The organism is Chloroflexota bacterium (genome assembly GCA_014360805.1).
GTDB lineage: Bacteria > Chloroflexota > Anaerolineae > DTLA01 > DTLA01 > DTLA01.
The window spans coordinates 1-14,385 of the sequence record JACIWU010000076.1 but is presented as its reverse complement, the minus strand read 5'-3'; the positions used below and the strand labels follow the sequence as shown (position 1 = coordinate 14,385).

The 14,385-nt window shown below is 65.3% G+C and carries 11 protein-coding genes; 5 read left to right on the top strand and 6 right to left on the bottom strand.

The genetic code is table 11. The features are described 5' to 3' along the window. Window positions 1-36: 36 nt before the first annotated feature. The 4 genes from dnaK to tsaD form a co-directional block, all read right to left on the bottom strand. On the bottom strand, window positions 37-1,929 hold the full coding sequence (gene dnaK / locus H5T65_11590; GenBank protein MBC7259878.1) for a molecular chaperone DnaK: 1,893 nt from the start codon (window positions 1,927-1,929) through the stop codon (window positions 37-39). Between the two features lie 62 nt (window positions 1,930-1,991). Beyond that, complete coding sequence (gene grpE, locus H5T65_11585) at window positions 1,992-2,639, bottom strand: nucleotide exchange factor GrpE (GenBank protein MBC7259877.1); 648 nt, start codon at window positions 2,637-2,639, stop codon at window positions 1,992-1,994. A gap of 109 nt (window positions 2,640-2,748) precedes the next feature. Next, a complete protein-coding gene (hrcA, locus tag H5T65_11580) occupies window positions 2,749-3,771 on the bottom strand; it encodes a heat-inducible transcription repressor HrcA (protein ID MBC7259876.1) in 1,023 nt (340 codons plus the stop codon). Window positions 3,772-4,219: 448 nt separating this feature from the next. Continuing rightward, the gene (gene tsaD / locus H5T65_11575; protein ID MBC7259875.1) at window positions 4,220-5,359 is read right to left on the bottom strand and encodes a tRNA (adenosine(37)-N6)-threonylcarbamoyltransferase complex transferase subunit TsaD; all 1,140 of its coding nucleotides are present in this window, start codon (window positions 5,357-5,359) and stop codon (window positions 4,220-4,222) included. A 306-nt stretch (window positions 5,360-5,665) separates the two neighbouring features. Here tsaD and H5T65_11570 point away from each other — a divergent pair, with 306 nt between their 5' ends. The 4 genes from H5T65_11570 to H5T65_11555 all read left to right on the top strand — a co-directional run bounded on the left by H5T65_11570 (window position 5,666) and on the right by H5T65_11555 (window position 9,994). Beyond that, a complete protein-coding gene (locus tag H5T65_11570; protein MBC7259874.1) occupies window positions 5,666-6,328 on the top strand; it encodes a DUF2202 domain-containing protein in 663 nt (220 codons plus the stop codon). Between the two features lie 169 nt (window positions 6,329-6,497). After that, window positions 6,498-7,655: a DNA double-strand break repair nuclease NurA gene (locus tag H5T65_11565; protein MBC7259873.1), complete on the top strand. Its 1,158-nt coding sequence runs from the start codon at window positions 6,498-6,500 to the stop codon at window positions 7,653-7,655. After that, window positions 7,652-8,248: a hypothetical protein gene (locus H5T65_11560; protein MBC7259872.1), complete on the top strand. Its 597-nt coding sequence runs from the start codon at window positions 7,652-7,654 to the stop codon at window positions 8,246-8,248. Before H5T65_11565 ends, H5T65_11560 begins: the two co-directional genes overlap by 4 nt. 90 nt (window positions 8,249-8,338) lie before the next feature. Further along, complete coding sequence (locus tag H5T65_11555) at window positions 8,339-9,994, top strand: ATP-binding protein (protein MBC7259871.1); 1,656 nt, start codon at window positions 8,339-8,341, stop codon at window positions 9,992-9,994. 28 nt (window positions 9,995-10,022) lie between these two features. Here the strand turns inward: H5T65_11555 and H5T65_11550 are convergent, their stop codons facing one another. Both H5T65_11550 and secG read right to left on the bottom strand, forming a co-directional pair. Then, on the bottom strand, window positions 10,023-11,678 hold the full coding sequence (locus H5T65_11550) for a peptide ABC transporter substrate-binding protein (GenBank protein ID MBC7259870.1): 1,656 nt from the start codon (window positions 11,676-11,678) through the stop codon (window positions 10,023-10,025). Between the two features lie 52 nt (window positions 11,679-11,730). Beyond that, window positions 11,731-11,949 (bottom strand): preprotein translocase subunit SecG, encoded by a 219-nt coding sequence (gene secG / locus H5T65_11545; protein MBC7259869.1) that lies wholly within the window; start codon window positions 11,947-11,949, stop codon window positions 11,731-11,733. A 332-nt stretch (window positions 11,950-12,281) separates the two neighbouring features. Here secG and uvrA point away from each other — a divergent pair. Beyond that, a partial coding sequence (uvrA, locus tag H5T65_11540; GenBank protein ID MBC7259868.1) for an excinuclease ABC subunit UvrA occupies window positions 12,282-14,385 on the top strand: 2,104 nt, incomplete at its 3' end.

Below are 14,385 nucleotides of genomic sequence, written 5' to 3'. Positions count from 1 at the left end.
GGGGGTTCAGCCCCGCGCAACTCGCACCCGCCCGTCTCACGCCTGGCGGTATTCGCCGTCCACTACGTCCTCGGGGCCCTTGTCCTGGTCTCCGCCAGGCTCGCCCTCCGGCGGCGGGGTCCCGTCCGACTGGCTGTACATGGCCGCGCCCACCCGCTGGAGCGCCTGGGCCAGGTCTGCCGTCTGCGCCTGAATGGCGCGAATGTCCTCGCCAGCCATGGTGGCCCGCAGGGTGGACATGAGCCGCTCCACCTCGGCCTTGTCGGCAGTCGCAACCTTGTCGCCCGCGTCGCGCAGCAGCCGCTCGGCGGAGTAGATGGCGGAATCGGCCTGGTTTCGCGCCTCCACCAATTCCTTTTTGCGCCGGTCCTGCTCAGCCGACTGTTCGGCTTCGCGAACCATGCGCTCTATGTCCTCTTTGGACAAGCCGCTGGAAGGCTGAATGCGGATGTTCTGTTGGCGGCCGGTGGCTTTGTCCAGCGCGGTTACGCTCAGGATGCCGTTGGCGTCAATGTCAAACGTAACCTCAATTTGCGGCACGCCACGCGGGGCCGGCGGGATGCCGTCCAAGATGAAACTGCCCAGGGACTTGTTGTCGGCTGCCATGGGGCGCTCGCCCTGGAAGACTTTGATCTCCACGCTGCGCTGCCCATCCGATGCGGTGGAGAAGATTTGGCTCTTCCTGGTCGGGATGGTGGTGTTGCGCTCAATGAGCGGGGTCGCCACGCCGCCCAGGGTCTCAATGCCCAGGGTAAGCGGCGTAACGTCCAAGAGCAGCACGTCCTTGACCTCGCCGCCCAGGACGCCAGCCTGGATGGCGGCGCCGATGGCCACCACCTCGTCGGGGTTCACGCCCTTGTGCGGCTCGCGCCCGAAAATCTTGCGCACCGCCTCCTGCACGGCGGGCATGCGCGTCTGGCCGCCCACCAGCACGACCTCGTTGACTTCTTCGGGGCGGAGTTTGGCATCGGCCAGGGCCTGCCGCACCGGCCCGATGGATCGTTCTATCAGGTCGGCGGTCAGTTGTTCCAGCCGCGCCCGCGACAGGGTCATCACCAGGTGCTTGGGGCCCGATGCGTCGGCGGTGATGAACGGCAGGTTGATTTCGGTCTGCAGCGTGCTGGACAGTTCTATCTTCGCCTTCTCGGCGGCTTCCTTGAGGCGTTGCAGCGCCATGCGATCCTGGCGCAGGTCAATCCCCGTGTCCTTCAGAAACTCCTGCACCACCCACTCTATGATGCGCTGGTCAAAGTCGTCGCCGCCCAGGAAGGTGTCGCCGTTCGTGGATCGCACCTCAAAGACGCCATCGCCCAGGTCCAGGATGGAGATGTCAAACGTCCCGCCGCCCAGGTCGTACACGGCGATTTTTTCGTCCTTCTTCTTGTCCAGGCCGTAGGCGAGGGACGAGGCAGTCGGCTCGTTGATGATGCGCAGCACTTCCAGGCCAGCGATGGTGCCCGCGTCCTTGGTGGCTTGGCGCTGGGCGTCGTTGAAGTACGCTGGCACCGTGATGACGGCCTGGGTGATGGTCTCGCCCAGGTAGGCTTCGGCGTCGGTCTTGAGTTTTTGCAGGATCATGGCCGAGATTTCGGGTGGCGAGTACTCCTTGCCGCCCATGTGGACGCGGACATCCCCGTTGGGCGCGGCCGAGATCTTGTAGGGCACCACCTTCATGGCGCGCTGCACCTCGGGGTCGTTGAACTTGCGCCCCATGAAGCGCTTGATGGAGAAGATGGTGTTCTCTGGATTGGTAACGGCCTGGCGTTTCGCCAGTTGGCCGACCAGCCTTTCGCCGTTCTTGGCGATGGCCACTACCGAGGGAGTCAGTCGGCTGCCCTCCGCGTTGGGAATGACAATCGGCTCGCCGCCTTCCATGACCGCGACAACCGAGTTGGTGGTGCCCAAGTCAATGCCGATGATTTTGCCCATGTTTTCTCCTTGAAAAAACGTGTCTCGGAAGCCCAACGGGGCGCGGGGATGCCGCCGCGGGGCTATTCCTGCGGGGTCTCCGCGCCCTGCGCCTGCGATGGGCCTTCGGCGCTGGCCTTCGCCTCCGCGGCGGGCGCGACGGGCCGTCGGGCCACGCGAACCAGCGTCGGGCGCAGGACGCGGTCGCCGAGTTTGTAGCCCTTCTGCACCTCGACCACGATCATGCCGTCTTCCACATCGTCGCACTCTTCGTAGCCGATGGCCTCGTGCTCCGTCGGGTCAAACTTTCGGCCGTTGATCTGGATGGGTTGCAGGCCCTCCTTCTCCAGAATCAGTTGCAGTTTGCGGTGCACCAGGGCGATCCCGTCCAGCCACGTGAGTTTTTCCAGGCCAGACGGCAGCGACTGGAAGGCCCGCTCAAAGTCGTCCAGCACGGGCAGCAATTGCACGATCAGGTTCGCGTTGCCGCGGCGGATCAGTTCCTGCTTCTCCTGTTCGGCGCGACGCTTGTAGTTGGCGTAGTCGGCGCGCGAGCGAAGGAGTTGATCCAGATAGTCCTTCGCTTCGGCCTGCGCCTTTTCAAGCGCCTGGCGCAACAATTCCTTCTCGTCCGCCTCGGCCGCGCCCGTCGGGGCGGTCTCCTGTGCCGTGGGAGCGGCGGGTTCCTCTGCCTGTTGCTGTGTCTCGTTGGTCTTCGCGTCTTCAGCCATGATTCTCACCCCTTCCACGTCTATGTCGCATTGCGCAGGCAAATGTGCTGTGCTCCTGCGGTTAGAGCAGGCCGCAGGGCATGGCCCATTCGGGCCGATGCCCTCGGCCCTAGTATCCATACCATTCGTACATCAGGTCGCCCATGAGTTCGGCCACGTAGCGCACGACCGAGATGGCATGGGCGTAGGGCATGCGCGTGGGGCCGACGACGCCCAGCGCCCCGCCGACCCTGGACTCGCCCCCGTAGCGCGCCATGACCACGCTGCAATCGCTGAGTTCATCCCAGCGCCCCTCGCCGCCGATAATCACCTGGACGCCGCCGCGCTCCATGACCTCGGCCAGCATCTCCTCAAAGAACATGCCGCGCTCCAGCAAATCCACGACCTGTTTCAGCGAGCGGGCTTCGCGGAACTCGGGGAGTTCCAGGATATAGCCCAGCCCATCGCGGTAAATCTCCTGCGACATCTGGCGGTCTTCGTGCGTCATGATGTCGCGGACAATCTGGGCGACGCGGGCTTCCAGCGGTTCGGCGCCCGCCACGTCGGGCCTGATGCTGTCCACGGTGAGGCCCGCGTACAGGTGGTTCAACTTCCCCGCGATGGCGCTCAGGGTCTCCTGCGTGTAGGGCGCGTCCAGGGTCAACACCTGCTGCTTGACCAGCCCGCCCTGGAGCACCAGGATGAGCAGGGCGACGGTCTCGCGCAGGGAGATGAGTTCCAGGTGCTTGTAGCGGCTCTGGGGGGTGCGCGGCGGGGTTACCAGCGCCGCCGAGCGGGTCTGCCGCGCCAAAACCGACGCCGACAGCCGCATCATCTGGTCCATCTCCGCGTGCACCTGATAGAACTGGTGGCGGATGGTGAGCCGCTCTTCCAGCGGCAGTTCCACCTGCTGCATCAGGTACTCCACGAAGTAGCGATAGCCTTTCTCGGTCGGGATGCGGCCCGCCGATGTGTGGGGATGGGTCAGGTAGCCGCGCTCTTCCAGCAGGGCCAGTTCGTTGCGCGCCGTGGCAGGGCTGATGCCCAAGGGATACTTCTCCACCAGCACCTTGGAGGCCACGGGCACGGGGTTCTGTATGTATTCGCGGATGACCAGGCCCAGGATCATCCGCTGGCGTTCGGTCAGGTCCATCAGCGTCTCCTCCAGCAAGGCGTTGTTAGCACTCTCGCTGTTTGAGTGCTAAATCATAGCACGAAAGGGCGATTTTGTCAAGAATTTTGCCCGCCGCCGAGGGTAGGCGCAGATCCCAAAGATCTCACAGACCTTTGGGGTCTCTGTTCGGTCCTTGTGGGTGCGGCGAGGGTGCGCGAAGGCCCCTCACCCCAGCCCTCTCCCAGCACGGGGCCCCGCCCGACGGTGAACCGTCGGGCTGAAAGGGCGAAGCCCTACGGGCTTGCGCGGACGCCCTTTCGCGTCTTTCGCGGCGTTCGTGGTTCAACGCCCCTCACCCCAACCCTCTCCCCGCAGTTGCGGGCGAGGAAGCGGCGGGCCGACGCCAGCCCCGAAGGGGCTTGGTTCGTTCAGCGCGGGGGTTCAGCCCCGCGCGGCCCTACTCGCCACCCCAGCCGTAGGTCGGGTTTCACGGGGTCGGCGCGACACCAAGCCGCAAATTGGGGTTCACGTCCAAGTCGTGGCCGGCGCGCTCGCCCCGCATGAAGCGGAAGTAGCCCAGGCTCGCGATGGGGGCCGCGTTGTCGGTGCACAGGGCCGGCGGCGGCACCAGCACCGGCACGGGAGCCAGCCGGGTGGTCATCTCCTTGCGGAGCAGCGCATTGGCCGCGACCCCGCCGGCCAGCAGCACCTGCCGCGCCTTGGTGGCCTCGGCGGCCTGGCGTGTCTTCTCCTCCAAGACATCCACGACGGCGGCCTGGAAACTCGCCGCGAGGTGGGGCACCGGTATCTGGTGTATCATGGGCGGGGTCTGCGAGGACACGAGTTTGGATTTGCGGTCGGCAGCGGGCGCGCCCATCTTCGCCTCATACTTCCGGACGGTGCGGAGGACGGCGGTTTTCAGCCCGCTGAACGAGAAGTCATACGTCCCCTTGAGCCACGCGCGCGGGAACTTGAACGCTTCGGCGCTGCCGCGCGAGGCGGCCTGCTGGATGGCAGGGCCGCCGGGGAATCCCAGCCCCAGGAGCCGCGCCACTTTGTCAAAGGCCTCGCCCGCCGCGTCGTCAATGGTGGCGCCCAATCGCTTGAACTGGCCGTGATCGGTCATGAGCAGCAGTTCGGTGTGGCCGCCGGAGACGACGAGCGCGACCAGGGGGAACTGAGGCTCGGGCGCGGGAGCGGGCGGCTCAGCGGGCCGCTCCGGCGCGCTGCCCAGGTCTGTCGGCGCGGGCTTGGTGGGGATGAGCCAGTTGGCGTAGATGTGCGCCTCTATGTGGTTGACGCCCACCAGGGGGAGATTGTGGGCGAAGGCCAGCGCCTTGGCCGCGTTGACCCCGACCAGGAGCGACCCCGCCAGGCCAGGCCCGTAGGTTACGGCGATGGCGTCCAGGTCGCGCCAATCCACACCCGCGTCGCGCATGGCCTGCTGCACGACAGGGACGATGGTGAGGATGTGCTGTCGCGACGCGATTTCGGGGAAGACGCCGCCGTACTGCCGGTGCAGGTCAATCTGCGAGGCGACCACGTTGCTGAGGATGCGGCGGCCGTTCTCCACGACGGCCGCGCCCGTCTCGTCGCACGAAGTCTCAATTCCCAGAACCAGCGTCATGTCGCACCTTCCTGTCCGTCGTATCCCCGCGAAGGCGCAGTGCGGAGGGGCAAGGATCGCACGGGCTTCTCCTCTCCCTCTGCGCCCTCTCGGTCTCCGTGGCGAGCCGCAATCGCGTGCCCATTGTAGCGCAGGTGTGCGACCGAAGGCAAGCGGCCACACCTTCACACAACGCACACACCACCTTCAAGCGTTCTTCACACGGGCATGCTATACTCCACGTGTAGATGCTGGCAAGGTCCTATACGAAACCGCAGACTGCCAGCACCCAACCCTCAAGAACAGTAAACCGAGGAGGTTGACAAAATGAAACGATTTGTGTTGATGACGCTTGTGGTTGCATCCCTGGTGGTGGGGACCGTCGCGGCGGCTCCTGCGCTGGCTCAGTCCCCTGTCCCCGTCGCAGCGACGACATCTGTAACTGAGGATGAGGCGGCAGGGCTGGCCTTCATGCGTGAGGAAGAGAAGTTGGCCCATGATGTGTATGTTGCGCTGTACGACAAGTGGGGATTGCCGGTCTTCAAGAACATCTCCGCTGCTGAGCAGACGCACAGCGACGCGGTGAAGCGGCTGTTGGACCGCTACGGCGTGGAAGACCCGACCGCGGGCAACGCCGCCGGCGAATTCACAAACCCGACACTGCAGAGTCTGTACGACGAACTCGTGGCGCAGGGGAGCCAGTCCATCGCCGATGCGCTGAAGGTGGGCGCGGCGATTGAGGAGATTGACATCCTGGACCTGCAAGAGCGGATCGCCCAGACGGACAAGGCCGACATTGTGCGGGTCTACTCCAACCTTCTGAAGGGGTCAGAGAATCACTTGCGGGCCTTCGCGTCCAACCTGAAGGCGCGGGGCGAGACCTATGCGCCCCAGCACCTCAGCCAGGCTGCCTACGACCAGATCATCGGGTCGCCCAATGCCAGCGGTAACGCAGGCGCAAGGGGCAGGAACGGCGGGCGCGGTCGGTAAGACCCGTATCCCCACCTTCTACTCAGACTCACGACCATCGGGCCAGCACTCATCGGTGCCGGCCCGATGCTTTGTCTCGGTCTTCCCGCCCTATAGGAAGTGAGCGCATTTGCGAAAACTCCGCAGTCGTGCTAGGATTAGACCAAATGTGCGAACGGAGGCAGGGAAGATGCCGCTGGACCTTTCGGCGATTCACCCGCACATACAGGCCCTGGTGGACTTGCAGCGCCCCGAGAGGCGGCAGCGCCTCCTGCGCGAGGCGCGGAACCTGCTGCGGCGCGCCGATGCCGACAAGGTGAGCGATAAGTTGGACAAGCGCCAGGAGCGCTATCCCTGGCTCGTGGCGAACCCTCTGAAGTCCCTCGGCGACACGTTCCCCGTTCCCCCGCTGCCGCGTGGCGGGTACTCGGTGGCCGCCAGCGACGGGTCCAACATCCCGCCCGACCGGCACAGCCCCGTTCAGTACTGTGTCCTCAACATGAGCAAGGTCGTGCTCGCCTACGGGGAGAATTCGGCGGCGTCGCTGGGCGCGGTGAGCGAGATGCTGTACAGCGACGAGGACCTCTACGTGGACGGCGAGCCGCTCAAGGGCGAGTTGCTCGGGGCGAAGATGGCCGTGCGCGAGTTGGAGGTGCTGCTGGAGACGGCGGTGGCCCTGCCGGCTCCGCGCGTGGCCCTCCACGACGGCACGCTCATCCTGTGGCGACTTCAGACCGCGTCCGACGGCGTCCGAAATCGGCTCCTTGCGCCGTTCCGCAGGGCGCTGGACGGCTTCCTGGCGGAGCGGATTCCGCTGGTGAGTTACATCAGTTTTCCCAGCGCCCGCGACCTGTGCAACGCCCTCCGGGTGGCCCTGTGCGACACCGATCCGAGGGAGTGCAAGACATGCAAGAGCGATGAGCGCGAACTGTGCGAATTCCTGGGCGAGTTGCGCGACCGCGAACTGCTCCAGGGTGTGCTGAAGCCCGCGGAGCGCACCGATCTGTTTGCCACGGTGTCCGATGTGGTCAAGTACTATGGGGGCCATGAGATCATCTTCTGCTACATGGAGGTGGGCGGCGAGATTGCCCGCGTGGAGATGCCGCGGTGGGTGGCCGAGGACGAGGAGGCGCTGAACCTGGGGCTGGGCGTGGTGCTGGATCAGTGCGCGCTCAGCGGCGATGTGCCGCCCTATCCGCTGGCGCTCATGGAGGCGCACGAGGCCGCCGTGATTGACATAACGATGCGGGCGGTGGTGGAGGAACTGGTGGAGGGCGAATTCGCCCGGCGCGGCCTTCCCTACATTCGCTCGGGCAAAGACCGCAGCAAAAGGAGGCGAGGCGTATGACCGAGAGAATCGGCGAAATCATTGAGACCGACTCATTCACATTCGTGGCCGAGAGTTTCATCCTGAACCGTCCACCAGCGCTCGGCAGCCTGGTGAAGGTGCAAGGGGAGCGCGGCACGTGGATCTACGGCGTCGTGGCCTTCGGCGAGACGGTGTCGGTGGATCCGGCGCGCGGGGCGGTGCGACGCAGCCGACCGGGCGCCTACGACGACGCGGTCTATGCCAGCCACCCCGAACTGGAGCACCTGCTCCACACCAAATTCACCGTGATTCCGGTTGGGTCGCTGGCGGGCGGGCGGGTGAGCCAGCGGCTTCCGGCCCAACCGCCCCCCATGCACTATTCGGTCTACGCATGTGGGCCGGACGAGGTGGGCCGGTTCTCGGAGCGGCGGCTGTACCTGCGCACCCTGGCCACGGCCCAGGTGCCGGTGCCGGTGGAGCATGTCCTGGCGGCGCATCTGGAGTGGACCTACGAGCAGCGCGGGCGCGATGAGGCGTGGCTGGAGCAGGCCGCGCTGGAGGTGGCGGGGCTGCTCCAGCAAGATGTGGAGAGGCTGCTGGCCGTGTTGTACGCCGTGGACCCAGAGACATGACGTTTCACCGCAGATGAACAGAAGCCTCCTTCTCTCTGCGTTCTCGGCGTGCTCGGCGGTGAATAAACTCGTTTCTTTTAGGGAGGCACGATGGAACGAAAGCGATTGGGCGTTGTGGTGGATGGCTCATTCACGGCGGGGTTGACGGTGCGGCTGGACCCGGGCTGTAGCACCGAGGACCTGCAAATCGGGAGTTTCATGGTGGTGCAGGGGCGCGAGTACACCTACTTCTGCATGCTGGCGGATTTGCAGTTGCGCACCTCGGACGCGCGCCTCATCGCCAAGCCGCCCCAGGGCTTCACGCCATTCGTCTCGCGGGTGCTCAGCGGCTCGGCGACCTACGCCATGGCCGTGGTCAAGCCCATGCTCATGATGCCCACCGTGGACGTGGTGGACCCCTCACGCCAGTTGGCAGGGGATACGCCCGAGGAGCGCGGCGTCATGTCCGTGCGCACCATCCCCATGCATTATGCCGAACTGGTGGAGGCCACCGAGATGGATTTCGCCACCGTCTTCGGCTCGGCGGACAAGGCCAACCATTTCGTCATCGGCCAGCCGCTGACCATGGACTTGCCCATCTGCCTGGACCTGGCGCGGTTCATGGAGCGGTCCAGCGGCCTCTTCGGCCAGACGGGGACCGGCAAGAGTTTCACCGCGCTCCTCATCCTGGCGGGCATCATCCAGCACGACGTGGGCTCAACCCTCATCTTTGACGCCCACAACGAGTACGCCTACGGCAAGGAGAGCGAGGCCAAGCAGTGGGTTCGGGGTCTGAAGAGCCTGTTTGGCTCCAAAGTGCTGGTGTATTCACTGGACGAGGCCCAAGCCAACAAGTCGGGCCGCCCCGCCGATGGCATCCTGAAGATCGGCATGAACCAGATTGAGCCCGAAGACGTGATCCTCATGTCCCAGGAGTTGGGGCTGACGGCCAAGGCAGGCACGATGATCGGCCTTCTGAAGGACCGGTACAATGCCGCGTGGCTCACGCGTCTGATAGAGATGGGGCCGGAAGAGTTGAGCGAATTCTGCGAGCAGTCGGGCGCGCATGTGGGGTCTGTCCAGGCCCTGCAGCGCGACCTCAAGAAACTGGCCCGGAAGGAATACGTGCGGCCCGAGATGGATTCTAACCTGCTGGATGAGATCATCCAGGCGCTGAAGGATGGCAAGCACGTCATCCTGCATTTCGGCAAGCACAGCACCATGATGGACTACATGCTGGTGTCCAACCTGGTAACGCGGCGGGTGCGCGCTGCGTGGGAAGCGTGGACCGAGCAGTACGAGCGCACGAAGGAGTCGCGCGACCGCCCCAGGCCGCTCATGATCACGGTGGAGGAGGCGCACAAGTTCCTGAATCCCGAAATCGCCTCGCAGACGATCTTTGGCACCATCGCCCGCGAGATGCGCAAGTTCCACGTAACGCTGATGGTGATAGACCAGCGCCCGTCGGGGATAGACTCGGAGGTGCTGTCGCAACTGGGCACGCGCATCTCGGGCAAATTGGCCGACGAGCGGGACATTGAGGCCGTGCTCACGGGCGTCAGCGACCGCAGCGCCCTGCGCAACGCCCTGGCCAGCCTGAAACTCCGCCAGGAGGTGCTGGTGGTGGGGCACGCCGTGCCCATGCCCATTCAGGTGCGCCCGCGCAACTACGACGAGGCGTTCTGGAAGGAAGTCTCGGTGTCGTCCGGCTCGCTGCCGGTTGACGAGAAGTTGGAGCAGGAAAAGCGGGAGTTGTTCGGAGCGTAGGCGCTGGCCAGCGGGCGGGCCGCCGTTGCTAGGGGCCTTGCCGCGCCTGGCTCGCCACGACTCGCCGCGTCTGCACGTACCAGCCCGCGATGCTCCGGAAGCGGTCCGAGGCGCTGAACACCGGCCCCAGGGTTACACCGTGGACCGTGTCCCGCACGCCCATGGTGTACACCGGCTGGTACAGGAAGATGGCGGGGGCTTCGTCGCGGAGAATCTCCTGCAGGCGCGCGTACAACTCCTGGCGCAGCACCGTATCGGGCGTCTGGCGGGCTTGCTCCATGATCTCGTCGGCGTCGCGGTTCCGGAACTGCGCGAAGTTCTGGCCTGGGTCGGCGGCCTGGGTGGAGTGCCAGAAGGGGTACATGTCGGGGTCGGGCGTAACATCCAGCCAGTGGTACAGCACGGCCTGGAATGCGCGGGGCCGCAGGTAGTCGTTGGCCAATTCCCCCGCCGACAGCGGCGCCACCGTAGCCCGCACGCCGACCTCCTGCCACTGGGCCGCGATGGCCTCGGCTACCCGCACGTCCTGCGGGGTGTTCAGGCAGGCGATTTCCACCGCAAGCGCCTTGCCCTCTTTGTCGCGCGTCCCGTCGCCGTCGGAATCCGCCCAGCCCGCCTCGGCCAGCAGCGCCCGCGCCTGTTCGGGATCGTAGGCGGCCTGCTCCACGGCGGGGTTGTAGGCCCACGAGGTGGGCAGGAGCGGCCCGTAGAGGGGAAGCGCCTGGCCGTGAAGCGCGTCCGCAATCAGGCGCTGGCGGTCGGTGGCGAGCGTCAAGGCCCGCCGCAGCGCCGTCTCGTCCAGCGGCGGCGACTGCGTGTTGAGAATCAGCCAGGCGGCCTGGGCCACCGGCGCGGAGTATAGATTCAGCGCGGGCAACCCTGCGGCGTCTTCCAGGCGGTCGGCGGGGATGACCCGGATTCCGTCCACCTCGCCGCGACGGTACGCCGCAAAGACGGCGTCGGTGTCAGGGTACAGGCGCAACACCAGCCGCTCCAGGTAGGGCCTCGGCTCACCCGACAGCGGGTTGGGCCGTAGCACGACTTCCTCGGACGTGGCGCGCTCCAGCACGAACGGGCCGTTGCCGATGGGGGCGGTGTTGAAGGGGTGCTTTACCAGGTCTGCCGGCAGCGTGTTGCCCAGGATGTGGGCGGGCAGCAGCCCTACTGTCGTGTAGTCCAGGAACGGGGCGAACGGCTCGCTCAACGTAAACCGCACGCGGAGGATGTCCACCTTCTCCACGCGCACCGTTTTCCACAACTCTACCAGGTAAGGCGGGCCAGGAAAGTCGGGCGACTGCATGAGTTGGAAGGTGTACACCGCGTCATCGGCGGTAACGGGCACGCCATCCTGCCACTTCAGGCCCGCCTTCAGCGTGAAGGTGTACACCAGCGCGTCGCCCGACGCTTCCCATGATTCGGCCAGGTCGGGCACGATGCGCGAGTGCTCGTCCACGCGGGTCAGCCCGCGAAACAACAGACGGGCGAGGTCCTCGTCGGTCTCGTTGAATGCGGCCAGGACGGGGTTGGGCCACTGGGGCGCGCCCACAACCCCTTCGGTGTACGTGCCACCCTCTGCGGGCACCAGGATGATGCTGACGTGAACCACCTGGCGCGCCAGCACGACGCCGATGAGCACGATCCCGCAGATCGTGAGCACGGCTGCCAGACGGGAACTGCGCGGCATACGCTCTCCACGATTCCCTGGTGCCATCAGGGTCCGACGCGGTGGGGGCAGGCTATGAGATCATGACGATGATCAGGGAGATCAGCAGGAAAGCCGCAGCCAGGGCGATGGTGGAATTGTAGAGCACCTTCTCCACGCCGCGGCGGGTGCGCTGCACGGCCGAACCGCCGCCGAACACCCCGCCCAGGTCGGCCTCGCGGGCCTGGAACAGCACCGCAACGATGAGCGCGATGGCGATGATGATTTGCGCAATATGCAGATAGGTCAGCAAGAAAAACACCTCCTCCGAAACGTTTGCTGCGCGTCGGGATTATAGCATCTCCATCCTGTCGCGCCAAATATGACTGGCGTTCTGATCCCGCCATCCGGCTAACCACTCTCCACGAATCACGCGAATCCACACGAATGGGGAATAGATGTAGACACGTAGGGCGGTTTCCTATAGCCGCCGCAGAGGTGCGACGCACTTTCGGAAGTGCGTCGCACCCGAATACGGGCCTCCCGCCAACTTTGTGCGCAGGCCGCAAACGTGCTAGAATGAGAAGTTGCGAAACGAACCGCGACCTTACTGGGCCGCGTGGACCTATCATGCAGGGGGCGCACATGCCTCAGGACAAGATCATCATTCGCGGCGCACGCGAACACAATCTAAAGAACATCAACCTGGAGATTCCCAGGGACAAACTCGTGGTCATCACCGGCCTGTCCGGCTCGGGCAAGTCGTCGCTGGCCTTTGACACCCTCTACGCCGAGGGGCAGCGGCGCTACGTGGAATCCCTCTCCGCCTACGCCCGCCAGTTCCTGGGCCAGATGGAAAAGCCCGACGTGGATTACATTGAGGGCCTGTCGCCCGCCATCAGCATTGACCAGCGGGGCGCCAGCCGCAACCCCCGCTCCACCGTCGGCACGGTAACCGAAATCTACGACTACCTGCGGCTCCTCTTCGCGCGCATCGGCGTGCCCCATTGCCCCAAATGCGGGCGGGAAATCTCGCAGCAGACCGTGCAGCAGATCGTGGACGCCATCCTGGCCCTGCCCGAAGGCTCGCGCATCCTCATCCTGGCGCCCATGGTCAAAGACCGCAAAGGCGAGCATAAGGGCGTCCTGGAAGAGGCCCGCCGCAGCGGCTTTGTCCGCGTGCGGGTGGACGGCGTCGTCCGCGACCTGGACGAAGAGATAGAGTTGGAACGCTACAAAATGCACACCATAGAGGCGGTGGTGGATCGCCTGATGATCAGCCGCGGCGAGAACGGCCAGAACCCCGATGCGCTGCGCATCACCGACTCGGTGGAGACGGCCCTGCGCATCGGTGAGGGGGTGGTCGTTGTCAGCGACGTAACGGGCGACGAGCCGCGCGACATGCTGTTCTCGGAGCACTTCTCGTGCGTGCACTGTGGCCTGTCGCTGCCCGAGATTGAGCCGCGCACCTTCTCGTTCAACTCGCCGCACGGGGCCTGCCCCGTGTGCACGGGCTTGGGCGTGCAACTGGAGATTGACCCCGACCTGGTGATTCCCGACAAGGAGCGCAGCCTGGACGGGGGAGCCATCGCCCCCTGGCGGCAGACCACCACCGATGAGGGCTACTACGCGCAACTGCTGCGGGCCGTTGCCAAACACTACGGCATCCCGACCAACATTCCCGTGTCCAAACTCTCGCCCCGCCAACTGGACATCATCCTGTACGGCCAGCGGTCGGGCGAGACCATCCAGTTCCGCTACAAGAACGGCGAGGGCCGCATCCGTTCGTACCAGACCACCTACGAGGGCGTCATCCCCAACCTGGAGCGCAGGTATCGCGAGACCAGTTCCGACTACATCCGCCGCGAGATTGACCGCTACATGGCCCCGCATCTGTGCCCCGCCTGCAAGGGCAAGCGCCTCAAGCCCGAAAGTCTGGCAGTTACGGTCGGCGGCCTGTCCATCGTGGACGTTACCGCCTTCTCGGTAACCCAGGCGCTGGAGTTCTTTGACCGCCTGGAGCAGTCGCTGAGCGAGCGGGAACTGACCATCGCCCGCCAGATTCTCAAGGAGATCAAGGCCCGCCTGCGGTTCATGGTGGACGTCGGCCTGGACTACTTGACGATTGACCGAGCGACGGCCACGCTGTCGGGCGGCGAGGCCCAGCGCATCCGCCTGGCCACGCAAATCGGGTCGCGGCTGATGGGCGTGTTGTACATCCTGGACGAGCCGAGCATCGGCCTGCACCAGCGCGACAACGCGCGCCTCATCCGCACGCTCAAGGACATGCGCGACATCGGCAACACGGTCATCGTCGTGGAGCACGACGAGGAGACGATCCGCGCCGCCGACTACATCGTGGATTTGGGGCCGGGGGCCGGCGAGCACGGCGGGCATGTGGTCGTGGCCGGCACCCTGGACGACGTGATGGCGTGCGAGCAGTCCATCACCGGCCAGTACCTCAAGGGGGCGCGCAGGGTGCCCATGCCCAGGGTGCGCCGCCCGGGCCGCGGGCAGTCCCTCGTCATCCGAGGGGCGCGGGAGAACAACCTCAAGGACATCACCGTGGAAATCCCGCTCAACAAGTTCGTGTGCGTAACGGGCGTGTCGGGTTCGGGCAAGAGTTCCCTCATCGTGGAGATCCTGTACAAGAAACTGGCGCAGGTCTTCTACGGCGCGAAGGACAAGCCCGGCCTACACGATGAGATTTTGGGCCTGGAGTACATAGACAAAGTCGTCAACATTGACC